The organism is Streptomyces sp. PKU-EA00015 (genome assembly GCF_013387495.1).
Taxonomy (GTDB): Bacteria; Actinomycetota; Actinomycetes; order Streptomycetales; family Streptomycetaceae; genus Streptomyces.
This window is the reverse complement of the sequence record NZ_JABZEE010000011.1, coordinates 110,296-130,559: the sequence shown is the minus strand read 5'-3', so window position 1 is coordinate 130,559 and position 20,264 is coordinate 110,296. Positions and strand designations below refer to the sequence as shown.

Sequence of the window (20,264 nt, the reverse complement as noted above, 5' to 3'; positions counted from 1 at the left end):
GGCGGACGCCGCCGCAAGGGAACCAGGAGCTGGCGCAGCACAATGGGTGAGGTCTTCGCTGGTCGGTACGAACTGATCGACCCGATCGGACGCGGCGGTGTCGGAGCCGTCTGGCGCGCCTGGGACCACCGGCGCCGCCGCTATGTGGCGGCGAAGGTCCTGCAGCAGAGCGACGCCCACACCCTGCTCCGCTTCGTGCGCGAGCAGGCGCTGCGGATCGATCACCCGCACGTCCTCGCCCCGGCCAGCTGGGCCGCGGACGACGACAAGGTCCTGTTCACCATGGACCTGGTGAGCGGTGGGTCGCTGGCGCACGTCATCGGCGACTACGGCCCGCTGCCCCCGCGCTTCGTCTGCACCCTGCTCGATCAGCTGCTGTCCGGACTCGCCGCGGTGCACGCGGAGGGGGTCGTGCACCGCGACATCAAGCCGGCCAACATCCTGATGGAGGCCACCGGAACCGGCCGGCCGCACCTGCGGGTCTCCGACTTCGGCATCTCCATGCGCAAGGGCGAGCCGCGGCTGACCGAGACCAACTATGTGGTGGGTACGCCCGGTTACTTCGCCCCCGAGCAGATGATGGGCGCGGAGCCGGACTTCACCGCCGACCTGTTCGCCGTCGGTCTCGTCGGGCTGTATCTCCTGCAGGGCCGAAAGCCCGACTCCCAGGCGCTGATCGAGCACTTCGCCAACTACGGCACCCCGAGCGCCCCCCGGGGCATTCCCGAGCCGCTGTGGCAGGTGCTCGCCGGGCTGCTGCAACCCGATCCGCAGGCCCGCTTCCGCACGGCGACGGGTGCGCGAAAGGCGCTCACCGCCGCCGTGGAGATGCTGCCCGAGGCCGCGGCCGACGAGGAGCCGGTCGAGATCTTCGACCAACTCGGGCCGCTGCCGGCCGGCTTCGGCCCGGCAGGGCCGGAGCCGGTCCAGGACAGGCCCCGGCAGGAGCCGCCCGCCACACCTGCCCCGCAGCCCGCCCCGGCCTCGGAGACGGGCAGCTTCCACCTGGCCCCGCCCCCGCAGCAGCCCTCCCCCCAGCTGCCGCACGTGGTCCCGCCGGACTCCACGCCGAACCCGGCCCCCGCTGCCGCCGCTCCCGCACCAGCGCATCCCGTCTCCCCCCATCACGCGCCGGCGCAGGAGCAGCTCTCCCAGGCCCTCACCGCTGCGGTGCCGTACGAGCAGCCTTCCACTCGTGCTTACACCGCCCAGCGCCCGCAGGTTCCCGGCCGCGCCGCACAGAAGCGGCCGGGACCGCCCCCGAAGGTCGCGGTCCCGGTTCTGATCGTCGCTCTGCTGTGCTTCGCCGTGGGCATCTGGGCGCTCACCCAGACCTGAGCCGGCACCGCCGCACTCTCGCCTACCGGCCGGGCGGCGGTCCGTACTGCCCGTACCCGTAGCCCTGCCCGTGCGGTCCCTGCGGGGGCTGCCCGTGCGGTCCCTGCGGCTGCGCGGGCGGATAGCCGTACCCGGGCGGCGGGCCGTACGCGGCCGCCGGCGCGTCCTGCGCCGGGACCGCCCGGGCCTGCTGCGGGGCCGGCACCTGCCCCTGCGCCGGGACGGTGGCCGGGCCCTCCGGGGCCCCGTCCCGCCGCCGTGCGAGCAGTGTCCATGCGCCGAGCCCGAGCACCAGGACGGTCCCCGCGCCGATGCCCGCCGCGGCGACGACCGCCATCGTGCCGCTCTTCTCCGCGGCGTCGGCGTTCTTGCCGCTGTCGGCAGCGGCCCGGTCGTCCTCGGTGACCTGGAAGTCGCCTGCCGGACCGTCGTAGGCGGGACCCGGCTCGGGCTGACCGGTCACGTTCACGCGCAGCGTCAGCGGCAGCGGCTTGTCGCCGAACGCCTCGGACATCTCCGGGCTCAGCGTGACCGAGAGGTAGTACCAGCCGGCGAACCGCATGGCGGCCGCACTGGTGTCGGAGTCGTAGCGGTTCTCGTAGGCCACCGGCGGCAGCGGGTCGAGGGCCATGGCCTTCTGCTTGCCGTCGTAGTAGACGCTGCTGTCCTCGTCCACCAGCCCGCGGGCCGGGTTGTGCAGGGCCACCGCCATGGCGTTGCCGACGCTCTTCAGGCCGTCGCCCGAAGTGCTGTTTCCGATGTCGGCACTGACGAACAGTTGCTGCCCCCAGTCCACCGGCACCCGGTAGAAGAGGGTCCGGCCGGGCGCGATCTCGTCCTGCCACTCGCCCTGTTCGAGGCTGGTCGCGTCGTGGAAGCCGGTGCCTCCGGCCCGCTTCTGCGGGCCGCCGCCCGGAACCGCGGGCGAGGCGGACGCCCAGTTCTCCGGCGCCGCCGTGGACTCGGCCTCCTTCAGCCCGGGCTCGGAGAGGAAACGGATCTCCACATCCCACGGCTCGGGTGTCGACGTGGCCTCGCTCGTACGCTCCAGGAGGACGTAGTACGCGCCCGCCTCCTGGCAGCTGCTGCTGTCCTTCTCGATCCGCCGGGTCGCGTAGTCGGCGACCGGGCGGGCGTACGTCGCCGATCCGAACGTGGCCTCGCCGTCGCTGCACTCGGATCCCGACCGGTCCTCGATGCTGACCTCGAGCTTGTCGGCGTAGGCGACCTTCGTCCCCAGCCTGGGGACGGCCACCGCCGAGACGTAGGCGTTGGACGTGTCGTCCAGGTCGATCCGGTAGTAGCGCTTCTCGCCCGGCTTGATGCTGTCCTTGTACGTGGAACCGGCGGTGAGTTCCGGGCCGGTGCTGTTGACGGGCGTGCCCCGGACGGGCTTCGCCTCGTCGTCGAACGTGTACGGGCTCGGCTCGCCCGCCGCCCACGCCTGCCCCGGCAGCGCCGCCACGGCGCACATCGCCGCCATCGCGGCCAGCGTCACCCGGCCCCTGCCGCGCTGCCTCTTCACGCGTTTCTCCCTGTGGTCGATGAGTCCGACGAGCCCGCCGCCGGGCTCGGCCAACCGGACGGGCCGGTGGCCGCCGCGGTCCTGCGCCGCAGCAGGACGACCGCCACGGCCGCGATCAGGACGGCGCCGCCGCCCGCCGCCGCGGCGATCGCGACGCCGGACCATCCTGCCCCGTCGGCGCCCGCGCTGTCTGCGCGCGCGGGCGAATCACCCTTCTTGTCCCCCTGTTCGCCCGGACCGCCCGCCGACACGGGGGCGTCGTGCTGCGGCCCGGACAGCCGCTCGCCGAGGACGGTCACGCGCAGGACCGCACCGATCCGCGGGTTCTGCGCGATCTCGGCGGCCTCCGCGCCGAGCGTCACGGCGATGCAGAAGCCTCCTGTCGTGTGCACGGGAACCACGGTGGGGTGGCTCTCGTGGCGGTTGGTCCAGGCGACCGGGACCGTGCCCATCTCCAGCACCGCCGGGCGGCCGTTGTAGACGGTCTGCGGGCTGAACTCCCCGGTGCCGCCGCCGACCGGCGCCCGGGCCGGGGTGAAGACCTGGGTGGCTCCGTACGACGAGACCCCCGAAGAGCCGTTCAGGGTCGGCTCGTTGGAGAACTCCACGTCGTAGCGCAGCTGCTGTCCCCAGCCCACGGGGACCTTGTACCAGAGGGTCTGCGAGGGGAGCAGCTCGTCCCGCCACACGCCCTGCCCGATCTTCTCGGCGTCGTTGAAGCCGGTTCCGCCGCGCACGTCCTTCGGGTCACCGGTGGGCAGCACCGCGTCCTTGCCGCCCTTTCCGTACTCCGGCTGCGACTGCGCGGGCGTCACGCCGGCGCCCAGCGGCTTCTCGACGCCGTAGGTGAGCTCCAGCGGTCGGCGGGCGGCGTCGGAGCCCGCCTTGCTCTTCCGTTCGACGACGAGCCAGTAGCGGCCCGCCTCGCCGCAGCTGCCGGAATCCTCGGGGCTGGGCACGCGTGCGACGGCCGACGTCAGCGGAGTCGCGCCCTCCTTCTGGAGGAAGTGTTCGGTGCTCGACTCGCAGGCGCTGTCGGCGCCGTACGCGATCTCCGTGCGCAGCGCGTCGAAGGTGTCGACCGCGGCCCCCGGCTGCGGCACGGCCGTGGCGGAGAGGACCACCGTCGACTCGGCGTCGAGATCGACGGCGTAGTACCGCTGTTCGCCGGGGCCGATGGTGTCCAGGTACTGGCCGGGGCGGAGCACCGGGGCCGCGTCCCGTGCCGGCGTGCCGGCGACCCGCTCGGCGTCGAAGCGGTAGCCGTCCGCCGACAGCTGGGCGGAGCGCTGCAGCTGACGGGCGAGCGCGTCGGCGTCGGGGGCGTCGTGGTAACGGCCGTTCCCGGCCCTGGCGATGCACTCCAGCTGCGGCGCCGCGCACCTGGAAGCCGACGGTGTCGATCCGCAGCCCCACGCCGTCCGCGGCGAGCCGGCGGGCCACCCGGCAGGGCGGCGGAGTGCCGCAGTTGTCCTCGCCGTCCGAGACCAGCAGGATGGTGCGCGTGCCGGCGGCACCGTCAGCGGGCTCGGGAAGGTCCTCGGCGGCCTTCTGCAGCGACAGGCCGATGGGAGTGTCCCCCTTGGGCCGCACGGCCTGTACGGCCCGCTTCAGGTCCGCCCGGTCGAGGGGCCGCACGGGCAGCACGGACCGGGTGTCGGTGCAGCCCTTGGGGCAGTCGGCCCCGTACACGCGCAGCCCGGTCGGATGGCCTTCGGGGAGCGTGTCGACGACCGTTCCCACGGCCGAGCGCGCGGCCTCCATCCGCGTGCGCCTCGTGCCGTCGTCGTCGGCCATGGACCCGGAGGAGTCCAGCACCATCACGAGTCCCGTGGCGCTGCCCTCCCCCGGCGCCCGGGCCTCCCACCCGCCCGGCTCCGCCGCACCCGCCGCCGGCAGCGGTGCCACCAGGGCCAAAGCCGCCCCGATCGTCACCACCGCCGCCCGGCGGCGCTGTCGTGCTGTCACGCTCGTCCCCCCACAGCTTCGCGTTTGCTCTCGCAAGTTAGTGATTTGCGGAGGTGAACTCAAGGGTATTGCGTCACGGTCGCGCAACGGCCCGCAGTCGGCCGCCGTCGCGGCACCAGCGCCCGAACAGCACGAAGCCCCGGCCGCTTCCGCGACCGGGGCCCATGATCCACGGACTGCGTCTCACACACCCGAACCTGCGGGCACGGAGTCGGTCGCCTCCGTCCACAGATCCTGCTCGGCGCGATCCGCCTGGATCTGGCGGTACACGAGGAGCCCGCCGATGGCGGCCAGTGCGACCAGGAGAAGCTTCTTCACCGCGCGACCTCGTCTTTCCTTGACGTATGAGGACTTCTGGCGCCCGACTATACACACCGACCGATACCGATCGGTGACCTACCGGGAAGCCGCCGAGCCCCCGCCCCGCCTCAACTGGGGCCACGGCTAAGCGATCGGCCCGGCTCTCGCCGGGGCGCGCCGGTCACGGACCGATCGGCCCGGCCGGACACGCCAAAGGCCCCCAACCGGATCCGGCTGGGGGCCTTCGCATTGTGGGGCTAACAGGATTTGAACCTGTGGCCTCATCCTTATCAGGGATGCGCTCTAACCAACTGAGCTATAGCCCCTCCGCGCTGCGCGCTGACCTCTGAAGATTAGCGCACCCGCGGTGCAGCGCCAAAATCGGATTCCGGGGCCCGGCTCCGGCGCTACTCGTCCTCGGCGAGCGTGAGCTCCACACCGCCCACAAATCCGGCGGAGAGGTTGTAGATGAAGGCCCCGAGGGTGGCCAGCGCTGTGGCGAGCACCACATCGATCACCGCGATGACCGAGGTGAAGACGAGCACGCGCGGCAGCGACAGGAACGACTGGAGATCGAAGCCGTTGCTCTCGTTGGAGCCGGTGGCCTCGCTGATCGTCCCGCCGACCGTCGAGAAGACGCCCATCGCGTCCATGACCATCCACAGCACCGCGGCCGCCACCACGGTGCAGATGCCCAGGGCGATGGAGAGCAGGAAGCTGACCTTCATCACCGACCACGGGTCGGCCTTCGCCACCCGCAGCCGCGCCTTGCGCGTACGCGGTGTCGTACTGGCACCCGTACGCGGCCGCCGCACCGCCGAAGCGGACTGGCCGCCCTGGGCGCCGCCCGGTGAGGGATACGCCTGCGGCGGGTGGTACGCCTGTCCCGGCTGGGCGGGAGCGGGCTGCTCGCCGCCGAACATCTGGTGAGGGGGCTGAGGCCCCCGGGTGTCCGTCACTGTGGCCCCCTGGGAGTCCGCGGCAGGGCCACGGGCACCGTTCGCTCCGGAAGCGGCCGCTCCGGCGCCCGTGGCTCCACTCACGCTCTACTCCTCGTGCTCCCCAGCCGAGGACGGAGTGCCCTCGACTGCCGACTCGGCCGGCTCTTCGCCGTCCGCCTCGGTCCCGTCGACCTCTTCGGCCTCGCGACCTGCCTCGGCGTTGCGAGCGATCCCGACCACGGCATCGCGCTTGCCCAGGTTGATCAGTTGGACGCCCATGGTGTCACGGCCCGTCTCCCTGACTTCATTGACTCGCGTACGAATCACGCCGCCACCGAGCGTGATGGCGAGGATCTCGTCGGTCTCCTCGACCACCAGCGCGCCCACGAGCGATCCGCGGTCCTCCACGATCTTCGCGGCCTTGATACCGAGGCCGCCGCGACCCTGGACGCGGTACTCGTCGACGGCGGTCCGCTTCGCGTACCCGCCGTCGGTGGCGGTGAACACGAACGTACCGGGCCGGACGACATTCATCGAGAGCAGTTCGTCGCCCTCGCGGAAACTCATGCCCTTGACGCCGGAGGTCGCGCGACCCATCGGGCGGAGCGCCTCGTCCGTCGCGGTGAACCGGATCGACTGCGCCTTCTTGCTGATGAGCAGCAGATCGTCCTCGGCGGACACCAGCTCGGCGCCGATCAGTTCGTCGTCGGCACCGCTCTCGGTCTCCCGGAGGTTGATCGCGATGACACCGCCCGAACGCGGGGAGTCGTAGTCCTTCAGCGACGTCTTCTTCACCAGACCGGCCTTGGTGGCGAGCACCAGGTACGGCGCGGCCTCGTAGTCGCGGATCGCGAGGATCTCGGCGATCTGCTCGTCCGGCTGGAAGGCCAGCAGGTTGGCGACGTGCTGACCGCGCGCGTCACGTCCGGCGTCCGGCAGCTCGTAGGCCTTGGCCCGGTAGACCCGGCCCTTGTTGGTGAAGAACAGCAGCCAGTGGTGGGTGGTGGAGACGAAGAAGTGGTCGACGATGTCGTCTTCCTTCAGCTTCGTGCCGCGCACGCCCTTGCCGCCGCGCTTCTGCGAGCGGTAGTCGTCGGTCTTCGTGCGCTTCACATAGCCGCCACGCGTGATCGTGACGACGATGTCCTCCTCGGCGATCAGGTCCTCCATGGACATGTCGCCGTCGAAGGGCACCAGCTTGGAGCGGCGGTCGTCGCCGAACTTCTCGACCAGCGCGGCCAGTTCCTCGCTGATGATCCCGCGCTGCTTCTCCGGCGAGGCGAGGATCACGTTGTACTCGTTGATCTTCGCCTGGAGTTCGTCGTGCTCTTGGACGATCTTCTGACGCTCCAGGGCGGCGAGCCGGCGCAGCTGCATCTCGAGGATCGCGTTGGCCTGGATCTCGTCGATCTCCAGCAGGCCCATCAGGCCCTCGCGCGCCACCTCGACGGTGTCGCTGCGCCGGATCAGCGCGATGACCTCGTCGATCGCGTCGAGCGCCTTGAGCAGACCGCGCAGGATGTGCGCCCGCTCCTCGGCCTTGCGCAGGCGGAACCTGGTGCGCCGGACGATGACCTCGACCTGGTGCGTCACCCAGTGGCGGATGAACGCGTCCAGGGACAGCGTGCGCGGCACGCCGTCGACGAGGGCGAGCATGTTGGCGCCGAAGTTCGTCTGCAGGTCGGTGTGCTTGTACAGGTTGTTCAGCACGACCTTGGCGACCGCGTCGCGCTTCAGCACGATGACCAGGCGCTGGCCGGTGCGCGAGGACGTCTCGTCGCGGACGTCCGCGATGCCGCCGACCTTGCCGTCCTTCACGAGGTCGGCGATCTTCTGCGCGAGGTTGTCCGGGTTCACCTGGTACGGGAGCTCCGTGACCACCAGGCACTGGCGGTTCTGGATCTCCTCGACCTCGACGACGGCCCGCATCGTGATGGAGCCGCGACCGGTGCGGTACGCCTCCTCGATGCCCTTGCGGCCGACGACCAGGGCACCGGTCGGGAAGTCCGGGCCCTTGATCCGCTCGATCAGGGCGTCGAGCAGCTCCTCGTGCGTGGCCTCCGGGTGCTCCAGCGCCCACTGGGCACCGGCCGCGACCTCGCGCAGGTTGTGCGGCGGGATGTTGGTGGCCATACCGACGGCGATACCGGCGCTGCCGTTGATCAGCAGGTTCGGGAAGCGCGCCGGCAGGACCGTCGGCTCCTGGTTGCGGCCGTCGTAGTTGTCCTGGAAGTCGACGGTCTCCTCGTCGATGTCCCGGAGCATCTCCATGGCCAGCGGCATCATCTTGCACTCGGTGTACCGCATGGCCGCGGCCGGGTCGTTGCCCGGGGAACCGAAATTGCCGTTGGAGTCCACCAGCGGCATGCGCATCGACCACGGCTGCGCCAGGCGGACCAGGGCGTCGTAGATCGAGGTGTCGCCGTGGGGGTGGTACGTACCCATGACGTCACCGACGACACGGGCGCACTTGTAGAAGCCCTTCTCGGGGCGGTAGCCGCCGTCGTACATCGCGTACAGCACGCGGCGGTGGACGGGCTTGAGACCGTCCCGCACGTCGGGCAGCGCGCGCGACACGATGACGGACATCGCGTAGTCGAGGTAGGAGCGCTGCATCTCCGTCTCGAGCCCGACGGGCTCGACACGCATGGCGAGAGGCTCTTCCTCTTCGGTGGTCACAGGAGTGTTCTCGTCGGCCATTGCTGGTCTTCAGTCCTTTCGTGCGGTACTCAGCTGAGACCGACTCAGATGTCGAGGAAGCGGACGTCCTTGGCGTTGCGCTGGATGAACGAGCGCCGCGCCTCCACGTCCTCGCCCATGAGCACCGAGAACAGGTCGTCGGCCTGCGCCGCGTCGTCCAGCGTGACCTGGCCGAGCACGCGGTGCTCCTGGTCCATGGTGGTGACGCGCAGCTCCTCGGCGTTCATCTCGCCGAGACCCTTGAAGCGCTGGATCGAGTCCTCCCTGATGCGCTTGCCGGCCTGCTTGCCGAGCTCGACGAGGGCGTCGCGCTCGCGGTCGGAGTACGCGTACTCGAAGTCGTCCCGGCCCCACTTGATCTTGTACAGCGGGGGGCGGGAGAGGAAGACGTGGCCGGCCTCGACCAGCGGCCGCATGAAGCGGAACAGGAACGTCAGCAGCAGGGTGTTGATGTGCTGGCCGTCGACGTCGGCGTCCGCCATCAGGATGATCTTGTGATAGCGGAGCTTCTCGATGTCGAAGTCCTCGTGGACCCCGGTGCCGAAGGCCGAGATCAGCGCCTGGACCTCGGTGTTCTGCAGGATCTTGTCGATCCGCGCCTTCTCCACGTTCAGGATCTTGCCTCGGATGGGCAGGATGGCCTGGTACATCGGGTTGCGGCCGGACTTGGCCGAGCCGCCGGCGGAGTCACCCTCGACGATGAAGATCTCGCACTTCGTGGGGTCGTTGGACTGGCAGTCGCTCAGCTTGCCCGGCAGCGACGCCGACTCCAGCAGTCCCTTGCGGCGGGTCAGGTCGCGTGCCTTGCGAGCCGCGACACGGGCGGTGGCCGCCTGGATCGACTTGCGGACGATGTCCGCGGCCTCGTTGGGGTTGCGGTCGAACCAGTCGGTCAGGTGCTCGTGGACGACCTTCTGCACGAAGGTCTTCGCCTCGGTGTTGCCCAGCTTGGTCTTGGTCTGGCCCTCGAACTGGGGCTCGCCGAGCTTGACCGAGATGATCGCGGTCAGACCCTCGCGCACGTCCTCGCCGGACAGGTTGTCGTCCTTCTCGCGCAGCAGCTTCTTGTCGCGCGCGTACCGGTTGACCAGACCCGTCAGAGCGGCCCGGAAGCCCTCCTCGTGCGTACCGCCCTCGTGCGTGTGGATCGTGTTCGCGAAGGAGTACACACCCTCCGTGTACTGCGAGTTCCACTGCATCGCGATCTGGACCGAGAGCATCCGCTCCTTGTCCTCGGCCTCGATGTCGATGACCGTGGGGTGGATGAGCTCGCCCTTGCGGCTGTTGAGGTACTTGACGAAGTCGACGATGCCGCCTTCGTAGTAGTACTTCACGGTGCGGGCCGGCTGCTCCTCGACCGCCTCGGCGGAGGCGTCCGCGTCGTCGGCGCGCATGGTCGCCTTCGCGGACTCGCGCTCGTCGGTCAGCGTGATCGTCAGGCCCTTGTTGAGGAAGGCCATCTCCTGGAAGCGCCGCGACAGCGTCTCGAAGGAGTACTCGGTCGTCTCGAAGACGTCCGGGTCGGCCCAGAAGGTGACCGCAGTGCCGGTGTCGGAGACTTCTTCGTGCTTGGCCAGCGGAGCCGTGGGGACGCCCGACTTGTACTCCTGCGTCCAGCGGTAGCCGTCCGTCCTGATCTCGACGGCGAGCTTGTAGGACAGCGCGTTCACCACGGAGACACCCACGCCGTGCAGACCGCCGGAGACGGCATAGCCGCCGCCGCCGAACTTGCCGCCCGCGTGCAGCACGGTGAGCACGACCTCGACGGCCGGCTTCTTCTCGACGGGGTGGATGCCCACCGGGATGCCACGGCCGTTGTCGACGACGCGTACGCCGCCGTCGGCGAGGATCGTGACGTCGATGCTGTCGGCGTGGCCGGCCATGGCCTCGTCCACGGAGTTGTCGACGACCTCTTGGACGAGGTGGTGGAGTCCACGCTCACCGGTCGAGCCGATGTACATGCCGGGGCGCTTGCGGACCGCGTCCAGACCCTCGAGGACGGTGATCGCGCTGGCGTCGTACGAGGAGCTGACCTCGCCGTTACCACCGGCAGCAGTGGACAGGGTGTTCTCGTTGGGGTTGCCGGAATCGGCCACGAAGCGCCCTTTCTGGCACAGCACAAGCCGCTCTCCGGGCTAGCGGGACCGGCTGCGTCGTTCGGCATCTAATCGACGTGTCCCGCGAGAGGCGCGGGATTGTCGACCAGTCTACCGGTACCGGCGACACGAATGGGGGTTTGCCGGTAGCTGAGTCCGCATGTGCCGCCCTGAACCTCCTCCGTCCGACTCCCCATATACGGGAAGGGGCTCCAAGAGGCTCACACGGGCTTTGAGAGCTTCGGGCTGTCAACCTCCGGCTACCCTGAGGGACACCCCGGACGTACCGCCAGGTTTCCCCTGTCCCGGAGCCGCGCGACCGGGGCCGATCAGCCGTACGTGTCCCCCGGACCCGTGCTTCCCGGCGCCCGCAGCGGACCGAACCGGCGCTGCGGCCCGCCGGGGCCCAGCACCTTGATCACCCGGACCGTGCCGTGCCCCAGATCCTCGTTCAGCCGCGCCACCAGCCGCGGAGCCAGCAGCCGCAGCTGCGTCGCCCACGCCGTGGAGTCGCACTGGACCGTCAGCACGCGCTCGTCCGGGTCCTCGTCGTAGCGCAGCGGTACGCAGTGCCTGGCCAGGTCCTCGCCGACGATCTGCGGCCAGCGGCCCATCACACCGCCCACCGCGGCCGGGGTCTCCCAGCCCCGTTCGGTGATCAGCCGGTTGATCGCCGCGCCCAGCGGCAGCGGATCGCGACCGTCCGCCCGCGCACCGGAGCGCAGCCCACCGCCGCGCCTGGCCTGCTTCTTCTGCTGTGCGGCCGCGCCCTTGGCCTTCGCCTGCTCCTTGGCCGCGCGCAGCGCGACGCGTGCCAGGTCGACACCCGAGGACTCGGGAACCCGGGCGGCCGACGGGATCTCGTCCTCGCTCATACGCGCTCCACCTGACCGTCCGCCACCGCGTACCGGGCACCCGCCAGCACGTGCGGGACGTCGTCGTCCACCGCGGCCGTCACCAGCACCTGTTCACCAGGGGCCACCAGCTCCGCCAGGCGCTCCCTGCGCCGTGCGTCCAGCTCGGCGAACACGTCGTCGAGTACGAGCACCGGCTCGTTGCCCTCGGCACGCAGCAGGTCGTAGGAGGCCAGCCGCAGCGCCAGCGCGTACGACCAGGACTCGCCATGGCTCGCGTACCCCTTCGCCGGGAGCTGTCCCAGCTTGAGCAGCAGGTCGTCACGGTGCGGGCCGATCAGGGTCACACCCCGCTCGATCTCCTGCTTGCGAGCCTCGGCCAGCGCGCCCATCAGCTGCTCGTACAGCTCCTCGCGTGTCACGGGCCCGGCATGCTCGGTGCCCGCGGGAGCGGAGGAGGAACGGTACTCCAGGGCGATCGGACCGCCGCCCGGGGCGAGTGCCTCGTACGCCTTGTCCGTCAGGGGCTGGAGGGCGCTTATCAGGTCGAGCCGTCTGGCCAGCACCTCGGCGCCGGCCCGGGCCAGGTGCTGGTCCCATACGTCCAGCGTGGACATGTCCATGGAACGCCCGCCGTGCCGGCGCGCCATCGCGGCCGACTTCAGGAGGGTGTTGCGCTGCTTGAGCACGCGGTCGTAGTCCGAGCGCACCCCGGCCATGCGGGGCGAGCGGGCCGTGACGAGCTCGTCGAGGAAGCGCCGGCGTTCACCGGGATCGCCCTTGACCAGCGCGAGGTCCTCCGGCGCGAACAGGACCGTGCGTACGATCCCGAGCACGTCACGCGGCCTGACCTGCGAGGACCTGTTGATACGGGCACGGTTCGCCTTGCCCGGGTTGAGCTCGAGCTCGACCAGCTGGGAGCGCTCGCCCTGGGTGACGGCGGCGCGGATCACCGCACGGTCGGCCCCCATCCGCACCAGCGGAGCGTCCGAGGACACCCGATGGCTGGACAGCGTCGCCAGATAGCCGACGGCCTCGACGAGATTGGTCTTGCCCTGGCCGTTCGCCCCCACGAAAGCGGAGACGCCCGGATCGAGAGGGACCTCGACCCGGGCGTACGAGCGGAAGTCGGCCAGCGACAGATGCGTGACGTGCATGGTGTGGCGCCGACCTTCCCCCGGCGAGGCTGTGCATGGCGGTGCACAGCCTGTGGATTACTTCTTGCTCTCCACCGCGTGGCCGCCGAACTGGTTGCGCAGTGCGGCGATCATCTTCATCTGCGGGGAGTCGTCCTGACGGGACGCGAACCGCGCGAACAGCGACGCGGTGATCGCCGGCAGCGGCACGGCGTTGTCGATCGCGGCCTCGACGGTCCAGCGGCCCTCGCCGGAGTCCTGCGCGAAACCGCGCAGCTTCTCCAGGTGCTCGTCCTCGTCCAGGGCGTTGACCGCGAGGTCGAGCAGCCAGGAACGGATGACTGTGCCCTCCTGCCAGGAGCGGAAGACCTCGCGCACATCGGTGACGGAGTCGACCTTCTCCAGCAGCTCCCAGCCCTCGGCGTAGGCCTGCATCATGGCGTACTCGATGCCGTTGTGGACCATCTTGGCGAAGTGCCCGGCACCGACCTTGCCCGCGTGGACCGAGCCGAACTCGCCCTCGGGCTTGAGCGCGTCGAAGATCGGCTGGACCTTCGCCACGTGCTCGGCGTCGCCGCCGTACATCAGCGCGTAGCCGTTCTCCAGGCCCCAGACACCGCCGGATACACCGCAGTCGACGAAGCCGATGTCCTTGGCGGCCAGCTCCTCGGCGTGCTTCTCGTCGTCGGTCCAGCGGGAGTTGCCGCCGTCGACGACGATGTCGCCGGGGGACAGCAGCTCCGCCAGCTCGTCGATCGTGGACTGGGTCGCGGCGCCCGCCGGGACCATGACCCAGACGACGCGCGGGCCCTTGAGCTTGTTCACAAGCTCCTCGAGGCTGTGGACATCCGCGAGGTCCGGGTTGCGGTCGTAGCCGATGACGGTGTGGCCTGCGCGGCGAATGCGCTCACGCATGTTGCCGCCCATCTTGCCGAGGCCGACGAGACCGAGCTCCATCAGAGATTCCTCAATCGTTGTGTGCCGTTTCCTACCCGCGTCCGAGACTACGCCCGGACGCGGCTGCACACCTGTGGGGTCAGGCGCTCAAAAGCCGCTGATCAGCCGCTCAGTCGCACCGGCATGATCAGGTACTTGTACGCCTCGTCCGCCTCCGCGTCCACGGCCGGCTTGCCGCTCAGCAGCGCGGGCTTGGTAGAGGTCGTGAAGGACAGCTGGGCGACCGGGGAGTCGATCGCGCTCAGACCGTCCAGCAGGAAGGTCGGGTTGAAGGCGATCGAGATGTCGTCGCCCTCCAGCTGCGCGTCCACGCGCTCCACAGCCTGTGCGTCGTCGCTGGAGCCGGCCTCCAGGATCAGCACGCCCTGCTCGAAGCTGAGACGCACCGGGGTGTTCCGCTCGGCGACCAGGGCGACACGCTTGACGGCCTCGACGAACGGCGCGGTCTCGATGACGGCCACCGAGTTGAACTCGGTCGGGAACAGCGTGCGGTACTTCGGCAGGTCGCCTTCGAGCAGACGGGTCGTCGTCCGCCGCCCGGCGCCCTCGAAACCGATCAGACCCTCACCGGCACCGGAGCCGGACAACGCCAGAGTGACCGTGTCACCGCTGGTCAGCGCCTTGGCGGTGTCGAGCAGCGTCTTGGCGGGCACCAGGGCCACCGCGGAGGCGTCAGGGCTCTCGGGCTTCCACAGGAACTCCCGGACCGCGAAGCGGTAGCGGTCGGTGGAAGCCAGGGTGACGGTGTCGCCCTCGATCTCGATCCGCACACCGGTCAGGACGGGAAGGGTGTCGTCGCGGCCGGCGGCGATGGCGACCTGGGCGGCGGCGGAGGCGAAGACCTCACCGGGCACGGTGCCGGTCGCGGTCGGCATCTGCGGGAGCGCCGGGTACTCCTCCACCGGCAGGGTGTGGAGGGTGAACCGCGAGGAGCCGCAGACCACGGTCGCCCGTACACCGTCTGTGGAAATCTCCACCGGCCGGTTGGGCAGTGCGCGGCAGATGTCGGCGAGCAGGCGGCCGGAGACGAGCACGGTGCCGTCCTCGTCGATCTCGGCCTCCACCGAGACGCGGGCCGAGACCTCGTAGTCGAAGCTGGAGAAGCTGAGGGCGCCGTCCTCCGCCTTCAGAAGAAGGCCTGCGAGTACGGGCGCCGGCGGACGGGCCGGAAGGCTGCGGGCCACCCAGGCCACCGCCTCCGCGAGTACATCGCGCTCCACCCGGATCTTCACCGGAACCGCCTCCTGCTGTTGCTGGCTCGCCCTGCTGGCCTTCGTCGTCGGCTTGATGCCGGAGACCAGTCTGACGCACGGCGCCGACAGCTGGTGCGGGTCGGGGTCAAGTCGTGCCAAGAGGTACCGGGCGCTCCGGGCTCGAGTTGTGCACAGGCCCCTCTTCCAAGCGAATTTCCCGGTAACTCTGAGTGGGAGTAGTAGTAGGGCCTGTGGAAACCGTGGATAACGCCTTCTGCGCAGGTCAGTGCCCGTTTTTTGTCCACTGCGCCTGTGGGCGGCACCGGTGGACAACCGGGTGCTTCTGTGGACACGCGAAAGTTCTGCACACCCGATGCACAGCCCACAGGGACTTCTCCCCAGTGCCGTCCCCAGCTTTACCCACGTTCCCCACAGGCCAACCGACCACCTTGGTGTGATGCCTTTCACTCGACCCGGTGAGCGGGGATGTCGCGTTGCCGAACAGTGGACAGGGGTGGGGAAAAGCTGTGGGCAACGAGGCCCTGCCTGTGGGCTGCCGGTGGACAACATGGATCAAGGTCTGTGGACGATTCGGCTGTCCACAGACTGTGGAGGACGTCCGGCCACAAATCCACACCCGGCTGAGCTGGCCCTGCAGTGCCTCCACAGGCGGTCCTGTGGACTGTATCTGGACAACTTCCCGGTCCCCAGGCTGTGGACGGAAGATCGTCCCCACTCCTGTGGAGAACGGGCACCGGTCGGGACGTATTCGAACACAGCCGTCCCGTGACAGGACGGCACGGCGGCCTGCCGAGCGGCCCCGGCGCTCCGCGAGAGGCCCCTGGAACGCCGAGAAGGCGCCCCGGGATCTCCTCCCGTGGGCGCCTTCTCGGGCCGTGCCGGCGGCTGGGTCAGCCGTTCTTGATGCGGTTGGTGAGCTCGGTGACCTGGTTGTAGATCGACCGCCGCTCCGCCATCAGCGCGCGGATCTTGCGGTCCGCGTGCATCACGGTCGTGTGGTCGCGTCCGCCGAACTGCGCGCCGATCTTCGGCAGCGACAGATCCGTGAGCTCCCTGCACAGGTACATCGCGATCTGGCGTGCCGTCACCAGCACGCGGCTGCGCGAGGATCCGCACAGATCCTCCACCGTGAGGCCGAAGTAGTCGGCCGTGGCCGCCATGATCGCGGTCGCGGTGATCTCGGGAGCGGCGTCCTCGCCGCCTGGGATCAGGTCCTTGAGCACGATCTCGGTGAGACCGAGGTCCACCGGCTGACGGTTGAGCGAGGCGAACGCGGTGACCCGGATCAGCGCGCCTTCGAGCTCACGGATGTTCCGGGAGATGCGGGACGCGATGAACTCCAGTACCTCCGGCGGGGCGTTGAGCTGCTCCTGCACGGCCTTCTTGCGCAGGATCGCGATACGCGTCTCCAGCTCGGGCGGCTGCACGTCGGTGGTCAGTCCCCACTCGAAACGGTTCCGCAGCCGGTCCTCCAGCGTCATCAGCTGCTTGGGCGGCCGGTCCGAGGACAGCACGATCTGCTTGTTGGCGTTGTGCAGCGTATTGAAGGTGTGGAAGAACTCCTCCTGCGTCGACTCCTTGCTCGCGAGGAACTGGATGTCGTCGACCAGGAGGATGTCCACGTCGCGATAGCGCTTGCGGAAGGTGTCGCCCTTGCCGTCGCGGATCGAGTTGATGAACTCGTTGGTGAACTCCTCGGAGCTCACGTACCGCACGCGGGTGCCGGGATAGAGGCTGCGCGCGTAGTGCCCGATGGCGTGCAGCAGGTGCGTCTTGCCGAGCCCCGACTCCCCATAGATGAACAGGGGGTTGTACGCCTTGGCCGGCGCCTCGGCGACCGCGACGGCAGCGGCGTGTGCGAAGCGGTTGGACGCGCCGATGACGAACGTGTCGAAGAGGTACTTGGGGTTCAGGCGGGCGTGCGGTTCGCCGGGACCGGGAGCGGGCGCGGGCTTGGCGCCGAGCGGTCCGGGCGCGCCCGGGGGGCCGCCGCGGTGCGGGGCCTGCGGCTCGGGCAGCTGGCGTTCGGCACGCGGGTCGTACTGCTGGCGCTCCGGCGGCTGCCGGTAGTCGTGCTGGGGCCGGCTCGGCGGGGCGGAGGCGTACGGGTCGCGCTCCTGGAAGCCGCCGAGGCGCGGCTGCTGCCAGGAGAGGTCCTCCTGGGTACGCGGCCAGGCGCCGGGCTCGGGGCGCTGCTGCTGGTACTCGGGGTACGACGGGCGCACGTCCGGCAGGCCGTCGTCGGGGGACGGGCGGTGGCCGTAGCCGCCGTCGTAGGGGTCGCTCTGGCGCCCGGTCTCGTAGGCGTCACCGCCCTGGCGAGGGCCGTCGTACGCGTCGGTCGGGCGGGAATCGTCGCGCTGAGGCCCTTGGTAGCGCGGCTGCTGGTGCGCGTGCGGTGCCTGGGGGGCGGCCGGCTCACCCACGGAGTCGTCGACGGTGATCGCGATCCGGATCGGACGGCCGCACTCGCGGCTCAGCGTCTCGCTGATCAGCGGGGCGAGGCGGCCCTCGAGCACCCGCTTGCCCCACTCATTGGGGACGGCGAGCAGCGCGGTGTCGGCGACGAGCGCGAGGGGCTGGCAGCGTTCGATCCACTGCTTGTCCTTGGGCTCGACGCCCTGCTGGCCCTCATCGAGGAGCTGGTCCAGGACTCGTGGCCACACTGCGGCAAGATCGGCAGGTACGTCAGCCACGAAGCACGCTCTCTCACAGGTCCCACGAATATGTGGTTCTCGGGACGGGATGGGAAGACAGGCAGGAAAGGAATCCGAGTTCAGCCACGGTAGTCAGGCCGAGCCATGCGGTTCAAGTTGTTGTCCACAGCCTGTGTACAGCGGGGGCCGCCAACGACCTGGTTTGACCGGATGGCGTAGCCGCGCGTACCGTAACCAGGTCGAGTTGTCGATGGCTGCTGCCGCCTGCCTCCGATGGGCAAAGATCACGGTCTGTGATTGTGAAGCGGTGCACTCGGGCGTAATCGCGAGCTACTCGTGGGCGCACGGTGACAGCCAGGCGATGTCCCGCCATCAACGAATCATTTCTGGAGCCCCCGAGTGAGCAAGCGCACCTTCCAGCCGAACAACCGTCGTCGTGCGAAGACCCACGGTTTCCGCCTGCGCATGCGTACCCGTGCCGGTCGCGCCATCCTGGCGAACCGTCGCAGCAAGGGTCGCGCCAACCTGTCCGCCTGATCGCGTACAGGTCATGACGTGCTGCCTTCCGAGAATCGGCTGAGGCGGCGCGAGGACTTCGCGACTGCGGTACGCCGAGGACGCCGGGCCGGACGCCCGCTTCTCGTCGTCCATCTACGCAGCGGTGCAACGGACCCGCACGCGCCTGGGGAGAGCGCTCCCCCGACGTGTGCGGGTTTCGTCGTGAGCAAGGCCGTGGGCGGTGCCGTCGTACGCAACAAGGTCAAGCGGAGACTGCGCCACCTCATACGCGATCGGCTCTCCGAGCTGCCCCCCGGTAGCCTGGTGGTCGTACGGGCGCTGCCCGGTGCGGGCGACGCCGAACATGCACAGCTGGCCCGAGACCTGGACGCCGCCCTGCAGCGGCTGCTGGGAGGGGGCGCGCGATGAAGTACCCACTGCTGGCACTGATCAAGATCTATCAGTGGACGATCAGCCCGCTGCTGGGACCTGTCTGCAGGTACTACCCGTCGTGTTCCCACTATGGATTTACGGCCATCGACCGGCACGGTGCGGTGAAAGGCACGGCCCTGACCGCCTGGCGGATCCTGCGGTGCAATCCGTGGTCGCCGGGCGGCGTGGATCATGTGCCCCCGCGCAAGCGTCCACGGTGGCACGAAATGCTGCGCGATGCCTTGCGCGGCAGCAAGGGCGGGCACTCCGCCGCTGATGTGCCTGCCCCGGGGTCGGCCCCCGGAACCCCGAGCCCGGCCGCAGAGACCTCGCCCAATGCTCAAGGAGCCTGATTAGTGGACACGATTGCCAGTCTCTTCAGTTTTATCACCACACCTGTCTCGTGGATCATCGTCCAGTTCCACAAGCTCTACGGGGCGATCTTCGGCCCGGACACGGGCTGGGCCTGGGGACTGTCCATCGTGTCGCTGGTGATCCTCATCCGGATCTGCCTGATCCCGCTCTTCGTGAAGCAGATCAAGTCGACCCGGAACATGCAGGCGCTCCAGCCGAAGATGAAGGCGATCCAGGAGCGCTACAAGAACGACCGACAGCGTCAGTCCGAAGAGATGATGAAGCTGTACAAGGAGACGGGGACCAACCCCCTCTCCTCGTGCCTGCCCATCCTCGCGCAGTCGCCGTTCTTCTTCGCTCTGTACCACGTGCTCAGCAAGATCGCCTCGGGTGACGAGATCGGTGTCCTCAACCAGAGCCTCGTGAACAGTGCGCGTGAGGCGCACATCTTCGGAGCTCCGATCGCTGCGAAGTTCATGGACGACCCGGCCAAGGTCGAGGCACTCAACGCCTCCCTCACCGACGTCCGCATCGTCACCGCGATCATGATCATCATGATGTCGGCGTCGCAGTTCTACACGCAGCGCCAGCTGATGCAGAAGAACGTCGACCTCACCGTCAAGACGCCGTACATGCAGCAGCAGAAGATGCTGATGTACATCTTCCCGGTGATCTTCGCCGTCATGGGCATCAACTTCCCGGTCGGTGTCCTCGTCTACTGGCTGACCACCAACGTGTGGACCATGGGCCAGCAGATGTACGTCATCAACCAGAACCCGACGCCGGGCAGCAAGGCGCAGGACCACTACCTGCAGCGCCTCCTCAAGGGCGTCGTCGCGCACGGCGAGGTCCGCTCGCGCCGCAAGCGTTCGGTCGTCCAGGCGATCGTGGCCAAGGGGTCGGACCGCAACGAGAACGAGCGCCGGTTCATCACCGGGCTGGCCAAGGCCGGCCTGGCCGCCCAGGCGGACGGCACCGTGACGAAGAGCGAGACGGCGGTGGCCGAGGCCGAGGGCGGCGGCGCCCAGCGGCGCCAGCAGCCCAAGCGGCAGAGCAAGGCGCGGCGTCAGTCCGCCACCGGCACCGTGGGTGCGGCCAAGGGCGAGGAAGGCCCGGCCGACTCCGTGTCCAAGACGTCGCTGCAGAAGGACGAGCCCGCCGAGGGCGTCCAGCCCAAGGCCGGCGGTGGCAAGGCCACCGGATCCCGCCAGACCAAGCCCGGACAGGCAAAGTCCGGGCAGCGCAAGGGCCAGCAGCGCCCCAAGCACCCGTCGTCCAAGAAGTAAGAAGGAGT

15 protein-coding genes, 1 tRNA gene and 1 pseudogene are annotated in these 20,264 nt (G+C 69.5%); 5 read left to right on the top strand and 12 right to left on the bottom strand.

All coding sequences use genetic code 11. From position 1 onward, the window contains the following. Window positions 1-42: 42 nt before the first annotated feature. The gene (locus HW130_RS11205; protein ID WP_177149332.1) at window positions 43-1,338 is read left to right on the top strand and encodes a serine/threonine-protein kinase; all 1,296 of its coding nucleotides are present in this window, start codon (window positions 43-45) and stop codon (window positions 1,336-1,338) included. Window positions 1,339-1,360: 22 nt separating this feature from the next. Here HW130_RS11205 and HW130_RS11200 read toward each other — a convergent pair whose 3' ends face one another. The 12 genes and pseudogenes from HW130_RS11200 to dnaA form a co-directional block, all read right to left on the bottom strand. Beyond that, window positions 1,361-2,863: a hypothetical protein gene (locus HW130_RS11200; RefSeq protein WP_177149331.1), complete on the bottom strand. Its 1,503-nt coding sequence runs from the start codon at window positions 2,861-2,863 to the stop codon at window positions 1,361-1,363. Next, window positions 2,860-4,831, bottom strand: a pseudogene (locus HW130_RS11195) (VWA domain-containing protein). Before HW130_RS11195 ends, HW130_RS11200 begins: the two are co-directional and overlap by 4 nt. Before the next feature lie 183 nt (window positions 4,832-5,014). Then, window positions 5,015-5,149, bottom strand: a complete 135-nt coding sequence (locus HW130_RS35365) for a DLW-39 family protein (protein ID WP_003958712.1) — start codon at window positions 5,147-5,149, stop codon at window positions 5,015-5,017. Between the two features lie 234 nt (window positions 5,150-5,383). After that, a tRNA-Ile gene (locus HW130_RS11185) sits at window positions 5,384-5,457 on the bottom strand. Window positions 5,458-5,538: 81 nt separating this feature from the next. Further along, the gene (locus HW130_RS11180; protein WP_375256524.1) at window positions 5,539-6,174 is read right to left on the bottom strand and encodes a DUF3566 domain-containing protein; all 636 of its coding nucleotides are present in this window, start codon (window positions 6,172-6,174) and stop codon (window positions 5,539-5,541) included. 3 nt (window positions 6,175-6,177) lie between these two features. After that, the gene (gene gyrA, locus HW130_RS11175; RefSeq protein ID WP_177149330.1) at window positions 6,178-8,772 is read right to left on the bottom strand and encodes a DNA gyrase subunit A; all 2,595 of its coding nucleotides are present in this window, start codon (window positions 8,770-8,772) and stop codon (window positions 6,178-6,180) included. A gap of 44 nt (window positions 8,773-8,816) precedes the next feature. Then, the gene (gene gyrB / locus HW130_RS11170) at window positions 8,817-10,892 is read right to left on the bottom strand and encodes a DNA topoisomerase (ATP-hydrolyzing) subunit B (protein WP_309140395.1); all 2,076 of its coding nucleotides are present in this window, start codon (window positions 10,890-10,892) and stop codon (window positions 8,817-8,819) included. Between the two features lie 305 nt (window positions 10,893-11,197). Then, window positions 11,198-11,743, bottom strand: coding sequence for a DUF721 domain-containing protein (locus tag HW130_RS11165; RefSeq protein ID WP_177149328.1), 546 nt, complete (start codon window positions 11,741-11,743; stop codon window positions 11,198-11,200). Further along, window positions 11,740-12,879 carry a DNA replication/repair protein RecF gene (recF, locus tag HW130_RS11160; protein ID WP_177149327.1) on the bottom strand — a complete coding sequence of 380 codons (1,140 nt, stop codon included), beginning with the start codon at window positions 12,877-12,879 and terminating at the stop codon, window positions 11,740-11,742. Before recF ends, HW130_RS11165 begins: the two co-directional genes overlap by 4 nt. Window positions 12,880-12,936: 57 nt before the next feature. Next, entirely contained in the window at window positions 12,937-13,830 is an 894-nt protein-coding gene (gene gnd / locus HW130_RS11155; RefSeq protein ID WP_309140406.1) for a phosphogluconate dehydrogenase (NAD(+)-dependent, decarboxylating), read from the bottom strand. An 86-nt stretch (window positions 13,831-13,916) separates the two neighbouring features. Beyond that, window positions 13,917-15,047: a DNA polymerase III subunit beta gene (dnaN, locus tag HW130_RS11150; RefSeq protein WP_177149470.1), complete on the bottom strand. Its 1,131-nt coding sequence runs from the start codon at window positions 15,045-15,047 to the stop codon at window positions 13,917-13,919. An 872-nt stretch (window positions 15,048-15,919) separates the two neighbouring features. Beyond that, window positions 15,920-17,725, bottom strand: a complete 1,806-nt coding sequence (dnaA, locus tag HW130_RS11145; protein ID WP_177149325.1) for a chromosomal replication initiator protein DnaA — start codon at window positions 17,723-17,725, stop codon at window positions 15,920-15,922. A 360-nt stretch (window positions 17,726-18,085) separates the two neighbouring features. Here dnaA and rpmH point away from each other — a divergent pair, with 360 nt between their 5' ends. Genes rpmH through yidC form a run of 4 tightly spaced genes read left to right on the top strand, consistent with a single transcriptional unit; the run spans window position 18,086 to window position 20,256 of the window. Then, a complete protein-coding gene (gene rpmH, locus HW130_RS11140) occupies window positions 18,086-18,223 on the top strand; it encodes a 50S ribosomal protein L34 (RefSeq protein ID WP_018846094.1) in 138 nt (45 codons plus the stop codon). An 18-nt stretch (window positions 18,224-18,241) separates the two neighbouring features. Then, window positions 18,242-18,613, top strand: a complete 372-nt coding sequence (gene rnpA, locus HW130_RS11135) for a ribonuclease P protein component (RefSeq protein ID WP_177149324.1) — start codon at window positions 18,242-18,244, stop codon at window positions 18,611-18,613. Further along, the gene (yidD, locus tag HW130_RS11130; RefSeq protein ID WP_177149323.1) at window positions 18,610-18,969 is read left to right on the top strand and encodes a membrane protein insertion efficiency factor YidD; all 360 of its coding nucleotides are present in this window, start codon (window positions 18,610-18,612) and stop codon (window positions 18,967-18,969) included. Before rnpA ends, yidD begins: the two co-directional genes overlap by 4 nt. Before the next feature lie 3 nt (window positions 18,970-18,972). Further along, window positions 18,973-20,256 carry a membrane protein insertase YidC gene (gene yidC, locus HW130_RS11125; protein ID WP_177149322.1) on the top strand — a complete coding sequence of 428 codons (1,284 nt, stop codon included), beginning with the start codon at window positions 18,973-18,975 and terminating at the stop codon, window positions 20,254-20,256. Window positions 20,257-20,264 lie beyond the last annotated feature (8 nt).